Origin of the sequence: Algimonas ampicilliniresistens (assembly GCF_030159955.1) — a bacterium.
In the GTDB taxonomy this organism is placed as follows: domain Bacteria; phylum Pseudomonadota; class Alphaproteobacteria; order Caulobacterales; family Maricaulaceae; genus Litorimonas; species Litorimonas ampicilliniresistens.
This window is the reverse complement of record NZ_BSNK01000001.1, coordinates 1,076,270-1,091,359: the sequence shown is the minus strand read 5'-3', so window position 1 is coordinate 1,091,359 and position 15,090 is coordinate 1,076,270. Positions and strand designations below refer to the sequence as shown.

Sequence of the window (15,090 nt, the reverse complement as noted above, 5' to 3'; positions counted from 1 at the left end):
GCACGCGCGGCTTTCGTGATTTTTGGGCTCGTTGGCTTAGGCCAGACAGAGCAGATAGTAAGGACGGAACATCATGTTCGCAGTCATCAAGACAGGCGGCAAACAATATAAAGTTGCCAAGGACGACGTCATCGTTGTCGAGAAACTCGAAGCCGAAGAAGGCAAGAAAGTCACCTTTGGGGACGTTCTAATGCATGGCTCAAGCGGCGACGTTAAGGTCGGCGCTCCTTTGGTCGACGGCGCATCCGTCACCGGTGAAGTCATCGAACAGCGCAAAGGCAACAAGGTTCTTGTCTTTAAGAAAAAGCGCCGTCAAAATTACCGTCGTAAGCGCGGTCATCGTCAACTGGAAACAGTTGTGCGTATCACAGGTATCAAGGGCTAGGCTCTCGCCTACCCTATCAAGAACGACAGGAGACCGACATGGCACATAAAAAAGCAGGCGGCTCGTCCAATAACGGCCGCGACTCCGCAGGCCGCCGCCTTGGCGTCAAAAAATTCGGTGGCGAAGCCGTCATTCCGGGCAACATCATCATCCGCCAGCGTGGCACCAAATACTATCCTGGCATCAATGTCGGTATGGGCAAGGACCACACGCTCTACGCGCTCGAAGGTGGCAAAGTGGCGTTTACGAAAAAACGCAACAACCGTACCTACGTCAATATTGAGCCGGTAGCCCTAGCCGCAGAGTAGCGACCGCTCTTTTTCAAGGGTCGCCCGATAGGACGACCCCGTTGCGAATAAGCAGGGAAACCGGGGTCACCCGGTTTCCCTTTTTTATTGCCCTCTTCCCTGCTCCACTTGCCTTTGGAGGCTGAAATGGATGCAGTTCTGAAAACACAGCGTTTGGTCCTTCGACCGTTCGAAATATCGGATGCCCCTGCGTTTCGTTCAATCGTAGCCGATCCGGCCGTGACACGCATGACGTCCAGCTTTCCAACCCAGTATGACCGCCTTTCAGCTCAGGGCTTCATTGAGATAGCTCGAATTCGGACGGCTCTCGGTCACGCCTATGATTGGGCCATCACCGAAAAGGACGTTTTGATTGGCAGTATGGGTTTGTTCCGCATCGGCGGTCATTGGGAAATTGGCTACGCCCTCGCTCGTACGGCTTGGGGCCGCGGATTGGCGACTGAGGCCGTTACCAAAATTGCCGAGGCTTTCCGACGAAATCACCCAAAGCAGCCACTCCATGCGAGTGTCTTCACCGATAATCCGGGCAGTCGCCATGTATTGCTAAAATGCGGCTTCAAACAGGATGAAGCTGTTACAAGCGGCTACTCACTAGGGCGTATGGAGCGTCGTAGTCTCTGGAATTTCATCCTACCGGACAGCCCTGTCGATTTGCAATCTAGCCGTGGGGCCGTCACGGCCCTAGCCGCCTCCCGCGAGACCCCTTAAGAGCACGCTATGAAGTTCCTTGACCAAGCCAAAATCTATGTCCGTTCCGGCAATGGCGGGGCGGGTAGCATTTCGTTCCGCCGTGAAAAATACATCGCCTTTGGGGGACCCAATGGCGGTGATGGGGGCCGGGGTGGCCATGTCTATGTTGAGGCCACTCAAGATCTCAACACGTTGATCGATTATCGCTTTCGCCAACATGTCAAAGGCGGAACGGGCACACACGGTATGGGCCGCGACCGTACCGGCGCAGCCGGACAGGACGAAGTTCTTCGCGTACCCATTGGCACGCAAGTGATTGACGCTGAAACTGACGAAGTTCTGACGGACCTAACCGAAGATGGGCAGCGTGTGATGTTGGCCAAGGGCGGTAATGGCGGTTGGGGCAATACGCGGTTCAAATCTGCGACCAATCAATCTCCTCGAACAGCCAATCCCGGCGAACCCGGCGAAGAACGTTGGGTGTGGTTCCGATTGAAAGTGATCGCCGATGCGGGCCTCGTAGGTCTTCCCAATGCCGGGAAATCGACGTTCCTCGCGGCGGTATCAGCGGCGAAGCCAAAGCAGGCCGACTATCCCTTTACGACCCTGCATCCACATCTCGGCGTCGTCGACCTTGGACCTGCAGAGCGGTTCGTTCTCGCGGATCTGCCCGGCTTGATAGAAGGCGCCGCAGAGGGGGCCGGCCTAGGTCACCGTTTTCTCGGCCATGTCGAGCGCTGCGCGGCTATTTTGCACCTTGTTGATGCCACGGCACCGGACCCTGCCGAGAGTTACCGCGTCATTCGCGGCGAACTGGACGCCTATGGCGAAGGGCTGACGGATAAGCCCGAAATCGTTGCTCTCACCAAGTGCGAGACACTCGACGACGAGGAATTAGCCGTTGCAAAGGATGAGCTAGAGGCAGCGTGTGGTCAGACGGTTTTTCTGATCTCGTCAGTGGCACGGCAGGGCCTGAAACCCCTGCTCTCTTCGGTCTATCAATATGTCGACAAACGCCGTGTCGCCGAACGCGCCCCCGTCGTTGATGAAAGTGCAGGTTGGTCGCCCGTGTGACCCAACTGACGCCCTATAAACGGATTGTCGTAAAAGTCGGCTCTGCCCTCCTCGTTCAAGATGGGGCTTTGCGTCGATCATGGCTGACACGGCTTTGTGGCGACATCTCAGTTCTGCAATCAAACGGCACGGAAGTCATCATCGTGTCATCCGGTGCCATTGCGCTGGGGTGTGAAGCCTTGAAAATGAACCGATCCGAATTGTCTCTGGCGCAAAAGCAAGCCTGTGCCGCTGTCGGGCAATCGATTCTGACCCGCGCCTATGATGATGCCCTCGCGGCCTTTGGACACCGATCAGCGCAAGCCCTGCTGACTTTAGACGACACAGAAGATCGCCGACGCTGGCTCAATGCTCGAGCGACGCTGAGCACGCTTTTGAATCTTAATGTCGTCCCGGTCGTCAATGAAAACGACACGGTCGCGACGCAGGAAATCCGCTATGGGGACAATGACCGGCTCGCAGCACGGACTGCCCAGATGATCGGGGCCGATCTTTTGATCCTGCTGTCTGATGTCGACGGGCTTTACACGTCCGATCCACGCCAGTCAGACACAGCCGAACATATCGACGACGTGAGTGTGATTGATGAGACTATTCTGGCGATGGGCGGCGACGCGAACGCTGATAGCGGCGTCGGATCCGGCGGCATGGCAACCAAACTCTTGGCCGCAAAAATCTGTATGAGCGCTGGCTGCGACATGATTATTTGCGATGGTACAAAAGATGGCGCGCTCGGCCTATTGGGGACGGGCGCAAGACACACGATTTTCCGTGCTGCCAGTGACCCCAAAGGGGCCAGAGCGCAGTGGATCGCAGGCAGTTTGGCCCCATCCGGGACGCTGCTGATCGACACAGGCGCAGAAACCGCATTACGGTCCGGGCGAAGTCTACTCGCCGCTGGGCTGTCCTCTATTTCAGGCCATTTCAGCAAAGGCGACACGGTCGGAATAAGGATGTCGGACGGGCGGGAAATTGCGCGGGGGCTGTCATCCTATGACAGCCAAGATCTTGCGCCCATCTGTGGTCTTCGATCTGAAAACATCACCCATCCGGCTGGCCCCGTCGTGGTCCATAGAGACAATCTGGTCATGTTATGACAGACTTTAATCCTGATAATTTTTCGTCTCTGTCTGATTATATGCAGACCGTCGGTCACGCATCCCGCGCCGCCTCGCGTGAACTTGCCACGGCGTCGTCAGAGATGAAAACGACAGCGCTATTGGCGATGGCCAAGGCGCTGACAGACCAATCCGACGCCATCTTGTCGGCCAATGCAAGTGACGTGGAGCACGCCAAAGCGCGCGGTCTATCTGATGCGATGATCGACCGCCTCACGCTCAATGAGGACCGCGTTAAAGCGATCGCTGCGAGCGTCATCTCAATTTCAGAACAGCCGGACCCGCTTGGACAGGTCCTCGAAAGCTGGACACAGTCTAATGGGCTTAACTTCCGCAAAGTTGCCGTCCCGATTGGGGTAATCGGGATGATCTATGAAAGTCGGCCAAATGTGACCGCAGACGCAGCCGCCCTATGCCTGAAGTCCGGCAATGCCGTGATCCTGCGCGGCGGATCAGAGGCTGTGCGGTCTAACCGCGCCATTTTCGGCGCCGTCCAAGAGGGTTTGAACGCGGCCAAACTGCCCGCCGCCTGCGTGCACTTGCTGGGTACACAGGACAGGGGCGCGGTCGGTCACCTGCTGGGCGGTCTGTCGGGCACCGTCGACCTCATCATTCCGCGCGGCGGCAAGGGGCTGGTGTCGCGGGTTCAGACAGATGCGCGCGTGCCCGTACTCGCTCACTTGGACGGTCTCAACCACACCTACGTCCACACAGGCGCAGATCTGAATATGGCCAAAGACATTGTGCTGAACGCAAAAATGCGCCGAACCGGCATTTGCGGGGCGACTGAAACAGTTCTGATTGATGAAGCTATCGCCACAGACGTTATCGCCGATTTGATACCGGCCCTGACCGGGCTTGGATGTGAGGTTCGGGGTGACGCCAGAGCATGCGTCATTGACGGTAATATCAAGCCTGCCTCATCTGAGGACTTCGACACAGAGCATCTTGCCGCTATACTGAACTTGGCCATCGTTGATGACCTCAAAAGCGCCCTCGCCCACATTGCGAAACATGGGTCTGGGCATACCGACGCGATCGTTACCCGTGATGAAGTCGCTGCAGCGCATTTCCTCGCGGAAGTTGATAGCGCCATTGTCCTGCATAATGCCTCGACCCAATTTGCCGATGGCGGCGAGTTCGGCTTTGGTGCCGAAATCGGTATCGCAACGGGCCGTCTCCATGCGCGTGGACCCGTTGGCGCTAAACATCTGACAAGTTATAAATATCAAGTAACTGGACAAGGAACCTTGCGTCCGTGAACCGTCTATCAGGCCCTGCTATTGGCCTGTTTGGCGGGTCGTTCAATCCTGCTCACGCCGGGCATCGCCATGTGGCGGACGCTGGTTTGCGCGAACTTGGTCTGGACCAAGTCTGGTGGATGGTTAGCCCGCAAAACCCGCTTAAGCCTAGTCAGCCCGCAGTTCAGAGCCGAGCGCAAACCATTGAGGCGCTCAACCTCCCCTATGCGATGAAAATCAGCCACATTGAGAGCCAATTAGAAACCCAATACACGATCGATTTGCTACGCCAGTTACGAAGACGGCAACCTCGGACACGCTTCGTCTATATAATTGGCTCTGACAATCTTGCGCAGATGCCGCTGTGGAAGGATTGGCAGGCCCTTTTCTCGCAAATCCCCATTGCCGTCATCGCCCGTCCCGGTGAGCCGCTTCGCGCCCGGTTGGGCCGCGTTGCAAGCCAGATGGCGAGCGCGCGTATTCCTGAAAACCAAGCGCACACGCTCAAGAACCGTCAGGCACCCGCTTGGACCTATCTGACCCTACCACTCAACCCGATTTCATCGTCTGCAATCCGCAAACACAGAGCTGCAGACCCGACATAGTCCCCGCGCGTTTGATGTGCTAATGCGCCCGTCGATTCAAAAGGAGACAGACCCTGTCCAGCACCCCCGCCGCCCATAAGACCTACTTCGACGCTGGCACGCCAGAAGCGCTAAAACTGCATACTGATTCAGATGCGCTGTCGACCTATGTCCGGGATATTCTCGATGAAAACTCCGCTCAGGACATCCTCGAGATCGACATTCGTGGAAAATCATCGATTGCTGACTATATGGTCGTCGCATCCGGTCGTTCCAATCGCCATGTCGGCGCCTTGGCCGACTATGTAATCCGCGGCATGAAACAGGCTGGATTCAAAGATATTGGTACGGAAGGCCAAGAGGGTCAGGACTGGGTTTTGATCGATGGCGGCGATGTCATCCTGCATATTTTCCGTCCCGAAGTCCGGGTCTTCTATAATCTGGAGAAGATTTGGTCCGTGCCTCTGCCGGATGGTTTACGCGAGATGTCTGAACAGGCACCGGCCGATCCGTCAGAGTGAAACTGATCCTGCGTGCCGGTGGGGCCATGCGGTCCGGGCCAGAGCGTAATCTTGTTGATGACTATCGGAACCGCGCCCGCTCTCTCGCCCGGGGTTTAGGCTTTCTCGATGTAGAAGAGCAATCGGTCGACCTTGGAAAGTGTCGTGACCGATCAGAGGAAACCGCAAAACTCATGGCCAGTCTTCCAGACGGCGCCACAATCTTTATCCTCGATGAGCGAGGGAAACCGCTCACCTCACGGCAGCTCTCCTCCACGCTGGCGCGCCTAAGAGATGACGGCACACCGTCCGCCATTTTCCTGATCGGCGGCGCTGACGGATTTGACCCCTCCGCCCTTCCCAGCGGCGTCAGAAAAATCTCCTTTGGGTCTCAGACTTGGCCCCACAAACTTGTCAGAGTCATGCTGGCCGAACAAATCTACCGGGCTTTGACGATCTTGGCGGGTTCGCCATATCATCGCGACTAATAACCAGACTGAAAAGCGGGATTGACGCGACTCGTCGGGACACAGATGAGCGTAGCATGCGCACCGCCATATCAGCTTTGGCCCTGTTCGTTTTTGCATTTGCTGAGCCATGTTACGCCCAGCAAGCGGGCGAGCTCGACACGCTGACTCAAGCCGAAGCCGAAGCCCGGAAAACCGAAGTTCGTCTCAAGGCTGAACGAACCAAAGTGACGCAAGAAATTGAGGCGCTCAAAGCAGAGCTGGCCCGACATACGCGGCAAACTCAGGCCTATGAACGCGAGCGCGGAAGACTGGCTAATCGCGTGATTGAAGTTACGTCTCGGATCACACAGTTGGAAACAGAGTTGGAAGCGAACCGACTTCAAACTCTGAATTTACTCGCCTCTTTGCAACGCCTTCAACTCGCGCCCAGTGCGATCACCCTCATGGATCCGGATGATGCCGTTCGCACCGCGCAGGCCGCGACGATGATCGAGCTGCTCTCATCGCAATTACAAGACCGCGCAAACGTAACCATAAGATTGACCGATGATCTTGTCAGAACGCGCGACGAAGCGGCTCTCCGACAATCCGAGTTGAAGGCCAATGCAGCGGAGCTGTCCCGCCGCCGTAACGAGACGGAAGTCCTCGTCGCGAGTAAAGAGAAACTCCGCAAATCGATTGAGACAGAAGAAGACAAAGCTCGGTCGAATGCGGCGCGCTTGGCTGCAGAAGCCGATACGTTGCGCGAATTACTCGAACGGATCAGCGCCATTCCGGACGATGTGACTCCGCGTTTGAAACCGGGCCAGAAACCTAGTGAGAGACCAAGTTCAGGGCCGATCAGACTACCGCCCGGAACAACGCGTTTTGCGGAATCGAAAGGCGGCATGGTGCGGCCCGTCTCTGGCACGATGACATTGGGATTTGGTCGGGGCGAAAAAGGTCAGACCTACTCAGCGCGGAGCGGTGGGCAGGTTATCGCCCCCTATGCGGGTCGGGTTGAATTTGCAGGTCCGTTCAAAACCTATGGCCGCGTTGTCATTTTGAACATGAACGATGGTTATTATCTTTTACTGACAGGCCTTGGTCAGACCTATGTGAACACGAATGAGATCGTGAGGCGCGGTGAACCGGTTGGATTGATGCCTGGCACGAGCGGACGGACACCGCTCTATATTGAACTGCGCCGCAATGGCCGTTCCATCGATCCAGAGCCCTGGATGGGCCGACGGGGTTAAACCCTGGTAAGTTGGCATGGCAATCGCAGCAAATTGACTGGAAACGGCTTGAAACCAGTTATAGGTATGATGTCGTTAAGGAGACGCGCGATGAAATATGTATTGCCGGTTGTTGGAACTGTGGCCGCTTTGGGGCTTTTTGCCTTTTCCACAGCAAACCAAGCCGCAATGGCTGTCGAGAAGCCCTCCTACTCTGACACATTTGAACAATTAGATCTTTTCGCCGATGTCATGGCGCGGGTTCGTAGTGACTATGTCGTCGAGGTTGAAGACGGTCAGCTCATTGAAGATGCAATCAACGGTATGTTGCAATCGCTCGATCCGCATAGCTCATACGTCAACCCTGAAGATTGGCTACGACTGCAAGAGCAAACATCCGGACGCTATGTTGGTGTCGGCATGGAGGTCACGCAGGAAGAAGGCTACGTTAAAGTCGTCTCTCCGATCGACGGAACACCCGCCAAGGAGGCCGGGATTGAATCGGGCGATTACATCACAGAAATCAACGGTGAAACAGTTCTGGGTCTGTCGCTAACTGAAGCCGTCAACAAGATCCGAGGAAAAGCCGGCGAGTCCGTTACCATAACAATCGCTCGAGCGGATGAAGAGCCCAGTGAGATAACGCTGATCCGGCGCGAGGTGAATCGCGAAGTCGTCACTTACGAAATTAAGGATGGTGTCCCCTATATCCGGATCAGCCAGTTCAATGAGAAAGCCGCCCCCGGATTAGAAGGCGCGATCACTGAGCTTCGTCGTCAAATCGGCGGTGAGCTTCCGGGCCTTGTTTTGGACGTTCGCACTAATCCAGGCGGCCTTCTGGATCAGTCGATTAAAGTTTCCTCCGCCTTTCTTGATGGCGGCGAAGTCGTCTCCACGCGAGGACGCGATGGAGCCAATCTGGAGAGTTATGATGCGGCGCCCGGCCAGTTGCTTCGCGACGTGCCAGTGATTGTCTTGATTGACGAAGCATCCGCTTCAGCATCTGAGATCGTGGCCGGCGCTATCCAAGATCGCGGCCGGGGTCTCGTGCTCGGCATGACAAGTTTCGGTAAGGGCTCCGTGCAATCTCTTATCCCACTGCGGGGCGGTCGCGACGGCGCGCTACGCCTCACAACCCAGCGTTATTATACGCCAGCTGGGCGGTCCATTCAGGGAACAGGTATCGACCCTGATCTTTACGTCTCGTCTATTCCCGACGATGGCGAAGATCATGATCGACTGAGCGAGTCAGATCTCCCCAACTCAATCGAGAATGAGGATAGTGAGGCGGCGGAAGACCTCGATACAGAAGAGACTGTGATCGACTTTCCACCGGAAGATTTCGACGTGCAGGATGATTACCAACTTCAACGAGCCGTCGAGCTGATCAAGTCCGGTCGCTATACGCAACGCTTGGCCGAGCTGCAGAACTAGTGTCACTTAAGCACGGTTTTGCTGCTGGGCTTTGCGCGGCCGTCTTTCTGGGCGCTAGCTGGTCTATGGCCAATGAACGCGACAAGATCGATCCACCATCTTATGACAGAATGCAAATTTTGGCGGATGTGCTGGCGATTGTGGAATCCGATTATGTCGAGCCTGTAGAAACGCAGGCGCTTATCGAAGGGGCCTTGCAAGGTGCATTGGCCAAGCTCGACCCACATTCCGGCTATGTTCCACCTGTCGCGTTCACCGAACAGGTTAAGGCCGCTCGGCGCGAATATGGCGGCCTCGGCATCGAAGTGACGATGGAAGAGGGGATGATCAAGATTAACTACGCGCTGGAAGATGGTCCTGCTTTCCAAGCCGGTATCCGGTCCGGCGACTTCATTACAGCCGTCGAAGGCGAGTCCATTGTTGGCAAAAACCTCGATGAGGCTGTCGAAGGAATTCGGGGACTCGCGGGCGATCCAGTCATTGTCACCGTGATGAGCCCCGAAACAGGTACGCGTGACCTGACCGTTGTGCGTCAAAAAGTGCGAGGCCGGGCGATCCGACACCGGGTAGAAGATGGACTTGGCTATGTCCTGATTGAGAGTTTCAATAACACCAAACTGACCGATGACCTGACCAAAGCCATCAATGAACTCAAGGCTGAGTTAGGTGATCCACTTCCCGGCTTGATCATCGACCTAAGAGGTAATCGCGGCGGATTGTTGACCCAATCCGTATCTGTGTCGGGTTTATTCTTGGATGGCGGTGAAGTTTTGTCGGTTCGGGGGCGTCAAGACGTCGATACGGAACGCTATCACGCCGAGGATGGTGAGTTACTTCCCGGAACACCGATTGTCGTTCTTGTGTCGCCGGGTTCAGCCAGTGCAGCCGAAATTCTAGCTGGGGCGTTACAGGACCGAGGTCGTGCCGTTGTGGTTGGCCGCCGGTCTTTCGGCAAAGGATCCGTGCAGTCCGTCATTCCCATGCCAGGCAAAAGAGGGGCGTTACGGCTGACGACTCAAAAATACTACACTCCGTCGGGCAAAAGCATTCAAGGACGCGGGATCATGCCTGATTTCCTCGTCTCAGCCTTTGACGACACAGGAGAGCTGCGTCGCCGTTTCAGAGAAGACAGCCTACCCAATGCGCTGATCAACATAGATGCGTCAGAATATGAAGAAGATTATGACGCGGTTACATTCCCACCGGAAACATTCCCCGAAACGGAAGATTTCCAACTCAAGACGGCCGTCGATGTGTTGAAATCTTCCCAATATCAAACGCTGCTCGACGCCCAGTCCGACCTCGACTAGCGCCCCCGGCTCGCCTTAAGAGCGATCCATGAATCGGAATGATCATCTGAGGCGAAATGTGCCGCGACGACGGCAGTCAATCGTTCTACCGAAACGTCGTCATCACCTCAGCCTCGCGCTCATTTTTCTGATTCTACTGATCGGCCTGCCCTTGGTTTGGGCCCAGCTGTTTGGCAATGACGATGATGCCGTTCCGAAAGGCACTGTGTCCGTTGCGACCTTGCCGGAAGACCAGATCCCGTCACCGCTTGATCGTAACAATAGTGACTTGCCCGACCTGTTAGCGGCCACAGTTCCGATGGGAGACAATCCGACGGACTCGATTGTCACGACAGATGCACTCGGTAATCCAACACCATCCAGTCCCGCCGCATCTAAACCCGCATCCCCAAAATCAAAGACGATCCGCCTCCCTGATCCGCGCCCGGCCCCGACACCCCTTGATCCATCCCTGACGCGCTCAAGCGAATTTGGGCCGATACCCGCGCCAAACGGAGCCGGGGTCACACCCTTGGAAACCTATCGCGGCGCAGACAAAACGGACCTTGATAGCAAACCCGTTTCAGTCATCATCGGCGGTCTCGGCATCAATGCGCCCCTGACATTGCGGGCGATTGATGAGTTGCCACCCGAAATCACCTTGTCTTTCGCGGCCCACGCCCCCGGTTTGCAAGGCTGGATCAACAAAGCTCGTCTTGCCGGCCACGAAGTCCTTCTAGAACTCCCCATGGAAAGCGAGGCGTTTGACGCGCAGGAATCCGGCTCGGATAGGACGCTCCGGACGGCGGCCAGCGTCCCTGACAATCGGCGAAACCTGCATTACCTTTTATCGAGGGCGCAGGGTTATGCGGGCGTCATCAATTATAATGGCGAGGCCTTCCTGCGCCGAAGCGATGCAGTTAGCCCTATCCTGACAGAGTTGAAGGCCTCCGGTCTGGGCCTGTTTATTGACGGGGCATTTGATGCGCCGTCACTCCCCGCCTTATCGCAATCCCTGTCCCTGCCCTACAACACCGCATTTGGAATCATTGACCCAGCACCGGACCGAGCCTTGATCAACCAACAGCTCGACACGTTGATCGCTGAGGCCAAAAGCGGGTCCGGCGCTGTCGGTGTGGGTTTCGTCTACCCTCAGACACTTGATGCAGTGAAAGGTTGGGCCGCAACTCTATCTGATAATGGATTGATCCTTGTTCCCGCAACGGCGACTTTAAAATGAACCGAGACCCCTCCCGATATCGACCTTGCGTGGGTGTCTGCTTGTTTAACGCGAAAGGTCGGGTCTGGTTGGGACGCCGCTTTGGCGAAACCGGGACCCATAGTTGGCAGTTTCCGCAAGGCGGTTTGGACGCAGGCGAAAGTGCCGAATTCGGGGCCTTGAGAGAATTATGGGAAGAAACGGGAATCACAATCGCGCATCTGTCGCCCTTAGGCGTCGTCGAGGATTGGCTATATTATGACTTTCCGGAAGGCATGGCCCCGAAAAAGGGTCGTCTATATGCAGGGCAGAAGCAGCGCTGGTTTGCTTATCGATTCCACGGCGATGCGAGCCATTTCAATCTGACCACCCACGGCAGTCAAGAATTTTCCGAGTGGAAGTGGGCCAAGATGCATAAAACGCCCGCTAAGGTGATCCCCTTTAAACGCGACGTTTATGAGCGGCTAGTGATTGAGTTTACGCAGTATGCGACCCCCAAATCATGAGCTAAGCCGCGTCAATGTCGACCAGCTTCAAAGACCGTAATGCCCTAGTCTTCGTTCTGATCACGGTCGCCATCAATGCGGTCGGGTTCGGGATCATGATCCCGGTTCTGCCCGAATTAATCAAATCCCTCACCGGTTTGGAGAATAATCAGGTTGCGCTGCATCTGGGCGGCATGACCTTCATTTTTGCGGTGATGCAGTTCATATCAATGCCAATCGTAGGCGGACTGTCCGACGCCTATGGTCGCAGACCGGTCATGCTCTTCTCCGTCGGTGCCCTTGCCATCGATTACTTTTTGATGGCTATCGCGCCAACCGTCGCCATACTTTATCTAGGCCGCGCGATTTCTGGCGCGTTCGGCGCAACCTTCTCTACCGCCAATGCCTATATCGCCGACGTCAGCCCACCAGAATTAAGAGCGCAGAACTTTGGCTTAGTTGGGGCTGTGTTTGGCGCGGGCTTTATCTTGGGCCCCGTTCTTGGCGGCTGGCTCGGCGAGTTCGGGCCCCGGGTTCCGTTCTTCGCTGCCGGCGTGATTTGTGCCTTGAACTTTGTCTATGGCGTCTTGGTTCTTCCCGAAACGCATAAGCCCGAGAAAAGACGGGCGTTTAATGTTCGTCGATCCAATGCAGCCGGCACGTTAAAAAGCTTAAGCCGCATCTCCGGTGTTCGGGGGTTACTCTTCGTCTTCTTTTTGTTGGCTCTCGCTCACACAGTCTACCCCAGTACCTACACACTATCAACTCAGGAGGCACTGGGCTGGACGCCCAAGGATGTCGGGAATTCGCTCGGTGCTTTCGGTTTGGCCAGCCTGTTTGTTCAAGGCTATCTGATCCGCATTATCATTCCAAAGATCGGCCTGTTCTGGTCTGGGCTAATCGGTATTGGCGGGGCTGTGCTTGGTTACGCGATTTTGGGCAATGCTAGCCAAGGCTGGATTGTCTACGCTGCGGGGCCTTTTGCAGCGCTCGCTGGTCTATATGGTCCGTCTCTCACCAATATGATGAGTATTCGCGTCAACGATACCGAACAAGGGGAGCTGCAGGGCGCCATTGGCGCAGCTCAGGGGCTTGCCATGATGATCGGCCCGCTCCTCCTGACATGGGTCTTTTACGTCTTTGCTGATCCAGAAACCGCGCCCATTTACATGCCGGGCGCGCCTTTTTTAGTGGCGGCAGCGCTCGCATTCCTAGCCTTTATCGCCATGATGGTCGTGACTACCAAAGAAGACCGCTCGGCGCGTTTGAGCGACGTGAAGACGGCTGAGGTCGATGGTGCTTCTCCCCAAGCCAGTCCGGCCGAAACTTGAGTTTCCCTAAAAAGCGGCTCATCACAACGCCATGACACATTCTAAATTTTTATGGGCAGCGACGGCGCTGTCAGCCCTCGCCTTTGCATCCTGTTCAACCGCCGAGGCGAAAAGTTGCGCGCCAGCCGGCATGACCATCGAAGCCATGCAAGATGCCAAGTCGACCGAATTCGACACGCTCACGCCGGCCGCTAGAACACAAATGGCCAGCGCGCTTATTGGTTGTCTGGGTGATCCTGACCCGGTGATCCGTGACGGATTGGCTTATGAGGGGCTGACCCAGCTGTTTAGAGGCGGCGATCTGGATGCCGAGCACATCAGACAGCTCCGTGACCAACTCCTTGAAGGCATTGGTTCTGATGACCCCAACGGATTTACGCGTCCATTTGCAGCCCTCGTTCTGGCTGAAGTGTCTCGAACGGACCGAGTGGACGCATGGATGTCAGACGCTGAGCGCACTGATCTCGTCTCGAGCGCGGGGCAATATCTTCGTTCAGTCGATGACTATCGTGGCTATTCTGACACTGAAGGCTGGCGTCACGGTGTGGCGCACAGCGCGGACTGGCTCATGCAACTATCCCTCAACCCCGCGCTAACACAGGGACAACGTGGCGAGATCCTCAGCGCTGTTCAGTCTCAAGTCGCAGCCGCTAATGGTCATGCCTATATTCACGGCGAACCGGGACGATTAGCGAGACCGGCACTTTTTGTGGCGATGGCTGGCGAACTGACAGCAGAAGATTGGACCGCATGGCTCGCTCCGCTCATTGATCCCGCACCACTGGAGAGTTGGGGAGACGCATTTTCGTCAGAGGCCGAACTCGCTCGCCTGCATAATGTGAAAGCGTTCTTGCAGGAGCTCTTCATCAATGCATCGGTCAGCTCAAACGAGAATCTCAAACTCATGCTTGATCCCGTCACGGATGCGATGCGGGCTTTGCCTTAGGACCAACATAGTCCGTCGACAGAACGTCATTCTCGCAAATCGATAATCACGATTTCAGGTGCAGCTCGAAAGCGGATTGGCAGGATAGACGTACCAATTCCGCTACTGACGATAAGCGGAGGCCGATTTTGAATCAGGCCGTAAGCGCACGGTTTTCCGCACTGAGTACTGGTTACAGCGCGTCCAAGGATCGGGAGATTAACCTGCCCGCCATGTGTGTGACCCGCGACAGCCAACGCCGTGTTTCCAGGTAAGAGGTGCCGCGCATCTGGCGAATGCATCAAGGCAATTATAGTATCACCCGTCTCACAACCATTAAAGGCGTCGCGTGATGGACTGGCTGTGTCGCTATCCGCTAATCCAACATAGCAAAATCCATCAATTCGAAGAGACTGGTTGTCGAGAACCACGAAACCAACGCGCTCAAGCGAGACTCTAACAGCTTCTACCCCGTGCCAAGTGTCATGATTTCCGAGGGTCGCCACAAGTCTAGAATTGATTGCTTGCAAGGCCGAAAAACTATCGGAAATTTCTGCTAAATCTTCAGTAATCATCTCTGCGCGAGCTGTGTGACCATTGATGAAATCACCCGGTATCAGAGTAACATCCACTTGCTCGCGATTGATGCGCTTGACAATTTCGCGCACTCGGCCCGGCGACAAATGGATCCCTCCGAAATGAAGATCCGCAACCAGAGCGACGCGTAAAACGGCATCTCCCTGTCCAATCGTCATACGGCGAACTTCGAGACGCTTTGGCTCAACTTGCCATGCATAAATGAAAAGAGCGGCCACAAGGG

At 55.8% G+C, this 15,090-nt stretch carries 17 protein-coding genes; 16 read left to right on the top strand and 1 reads right to left on the bottom strand.

What is annotated here, in order from left to right; genetic code table 11:
- Positions 1-73 precede the first annotated feature (73 nt).
- The 16 genes from rplU (at position 74) to QQL54_RS05040 (ending at position 14,291) form a co-directional block, all read left to right on the top strand.
- On the top strand, positions 74-385 hold the full coding sequence (gene rplU, locus QQL54_RS05115; RefSeq protein ID WP_284388274.1) for a 50S ribosomal protein L21: 312 nt from the start codon (positions 74-76) through the stop codon (positions 383-385).
- A gap of 38 nt (positions 386-423) precedes the next feature.
- Positions 424-693, top strand: a complete 270-nt coding sequence (gene rpmA, locus QQL54_RS05110; protein ID WP_284388273.1) for a 50S ribosomal protein L27 — start codon at positions 424-426, stop codon at positions 691-693.
- A gap of 126 nt (positions 694-819) precedes the next feature.
- A complete protein-coding gene (locus QQL54_RS05105) occupies positions 820-1,401 on the top strand; it encodes a GNAT family N-acetyltransferase (RefSeq protein WP_284388271.1) in 582 nt (193 codons plus the stop codon).
- 9 nt (positions 1,402-1,410) lie between these two features.
- Entirely contained in the window at positions 1,411-2,457 is a 1,047-nt protein-coding gene (gene obgE, locus QQL54_RS05100) for a GTPase ObgE (protein ID WP_284388269.1), read from the top strand.
- Entirely contained in the window at positions 2,454-3,554 is a 1,101-nt protein-coding gene (proB, locus tag QQL54_RS05095) for a glutamate 5-kinase (RefSeq protein WP_284388267.1), read from the top strand. The genes obgE and proB overlap by 4 nt, the downstream gene beginning before the upstream one ends.
- Complete coding sequence (locus tag QQL54_RS05090; RefSeq protein WP_284388265.1) at positions 3,551-4,837, top strand: glutamate-5-semialdehyde dehydrogenase; 1,287 nt, start codon at positions 3,551-3,553, stop codon at positions 4,835-4,837. The genes proB and QQL54_RS05090 overlap by 4 nt, the downstream gene beginning before the upstream one ends.
- Positions 4,834-5,421, top strand: coding sequence for a nicotinate (nicotinamide) nucleotide adenylyltransferase (gene nadD / locus QQL54_RS05085; protein WP_284388264.1), 588 nt, complete (start codon positions 4,834-4,836; stop codon positions 5,419-5,421). The genes QQL54_RS05090 and nadD overlap by 4 nt, the downstream gene beginning before the upstream one ends.
- Before the next feature lie 53 nt (positions 5,422-5,474).
- Entirely contained in the window at positions 5,475-5,921 is a 447-nt protein-coding gene (gene rsfS / locus QQL54_RS05080) for a ribosome silencing factor (protein WP_431355925.1), read from the top strand.
- Positions 5,918-6,388 (top strand): 23S rRNA (pseudouridine(1915)-N(3))-methyltransferase RlmH, encoded by a 471-nt coding sequence (locus QQL54_RS05075; RefSeq protein ID WP_284388262.1) that lies wholly within the window; start codon positions 5,918-5,920, stop codon positions 6,386-6,388. Before rsfS ends, QQL54_RS05075 begins: the two co-directional genes overlap by 4 nt.
- A 56-nt stretch (positions 6,389-6,444) precedes the next feature.
- Entirely contained in the window at positions 6,445-7,608 is a 1,164-nt protein-coding gene (locus tag QQL54_RS05070) for a murein hydrolase activator EnvC family protein (protein WP_284388260.1), read from the top strand.
- Positions 7,609-7,698: 90 nt separating this feature from the next.
- Positions 7,699-9,021, top strand: a complete 1,323-nt coding sequence (locus tag QQL54_RS05065; RefSeq protein WP_284388258.1) for a S41 family peptidase — start codon at positions 7,699-7,701, stop codon at positions 9,019-9,021.
- Positions 9,022-9,086: 65 nt separating this feature from the next.
- Positions 9,087-10,331, top strand: a complete 1,245-nt coding sequence (locus tag QQL54_RS05060; protein ID WP_284388256.1) for a S41 family peptidase — start codon at positions 9,087-9,089, stop codon at positions 10,329-10,331.
- Positions 10,332-10,359: 28 nt separating this feature from the next.
- Positions 10,360-11,550: a divergent polysaccharide deacetylase family protein gene (locus tag QQL54_RS05055; protein ID WP_284388254.1), complete on the top strand. Its 1,191-nt coding sequence runs from the start codon at positions 10,360-10,362 to the stop codon at positions 11,548-11,550.
- A complete protein-coding gene (locus QQL54_RS05050) occupies positions 11,547-12,035 on the top strand; it encodes an RNA pyrophosphohydrolase (RefSeq protein ID WP_284388252.1) in 489 nt (162 codons plus the stop codon). The genes QQL54_RS05055 and QQL54_RS05050 overlap by 4 nt, the downstream gene beginning before the upstream one ends.
- A 14-nt stretch (positions 12,036-12,049) precedes the next feature.
- A complete protein-coding gene (locus QQL54_RS05045) occupies positions 12,050-13,345 on the top strand; it encodes a TCR/Tet family MFS transporter (RefSeq protein WP_284388250.1) in 1,296 nt (431 codons plus the stop codon).
- A 31-nt stretch (positions 13,346-13,376) separates the two neighbouring features.
- Positions 13,377-14,291 carry a DUF2785 domain-containing protein gene (locus QQL54_RS05040; RefSeq protein ID WP_284388247.1) on the top strand — a complete coding sequence of 305 codons (915 nt, stop codon included), beginning with the start codon at positions 13,377-13,379 and terminating at the stop codon, positions 14,289-14,291.
- Between the two features lie 26 nt (positions 14,292-14,317).
- Here the strand turns inward: QQL54_RS05040 and QQL54_RS05035 are convergent, their stop codons facing one another.
- Positions 14,318-15,085: a metallophosphoesterase gene (locus tag QQL54_RS05035; RefSeq protein WP_284388245.1), complete on the bottom strand. Its 768-nt coding sequence runs from the start codon at positions 15,083-15,085 to the stop codon at positions 14,318-14,320.
- Positions 15,086-15,090: the final 5 nt, after the last annotated feature.

Coding starts and splice junctions, on each gene's coding strand:
- rplU (WP_284388274.1), top strand. CDS start 74: ATGTTCGCAGTCATCAAGACAGGCGGCAAACAATATAAAGTTGCCAAG.
- rpmA (WP_284388273.1), top strand. CDS start 424: ATGGCACATAAAAAAGCAGGCGGCTCGTCCAATAACGGCCGCGACTCC.
- QQL54_RS05105 (WP_284388271.1), top strand. CDS start 820: ATGGATGCAGTTCTGAAAACACAGCGTTTGGTCCTTCGACCGTTCGAA.
- obgE (WP_284388269.1), top strand. CDS start 1,411: ATGAAGTTCCTTGACCAAGCCAAAATCTATGTCCGTTCCGGCAATGGC.
- QQL54_RS05090 (WP_284388265.1), top strand. CDS start 3,551: ATGACAGACTTTAATCCTGATAATTTTTCGTCTCTGTCTGATTATATG.
- QQL54_RS05070 (WP_284388260.1), top strand. CDS start 6,445: ATGCGCACCGCCATATCAGCTTTGGCCCTGTTCGTTTTTGCATTTGCT.
- QQL54_RS05065 (WP_284388258.1), top strand. CDS start 7,699: ATGAAATATGTATTGCCGGTTGTTGGAACTGTGGCCGCTTTGGGGCTT.
- QQL54_RS05060 (WP_284388256.1), top strand. CDS start 9,087: ATGGCCAATGAACGCGACAAGATCGATCCACCATCTTATGACAGAATG.
- QQL54_RS05055 (WP_284388254.1), top strand. CDS start 10,360: ATGAATCGGAATGATCATCTGAGGCGAAATGTGCCGCGACGACGGCAG.
- QQL54_RS05050 (WP_284388252.1), top strand. CDS start 11,547: ATGAACCGAGACCCCTCCCGATATCGACCTTGCGTGGGTGTCTGCTTG.
- QQL54_RS05045 (WP_284388250.1), top strand. CDS start 12,050: ATGTCGACCAGCTTCAAAGACCGTAATGCCCTAGTCTTCGTTCTGATC.
- QQL54_RS05040 (WP_284388247.1), top strand. CDS start 13,377: ATGACACATTCTAAATTTTTATGGGCAGCGACGGCGCTGTCAGCCCTC.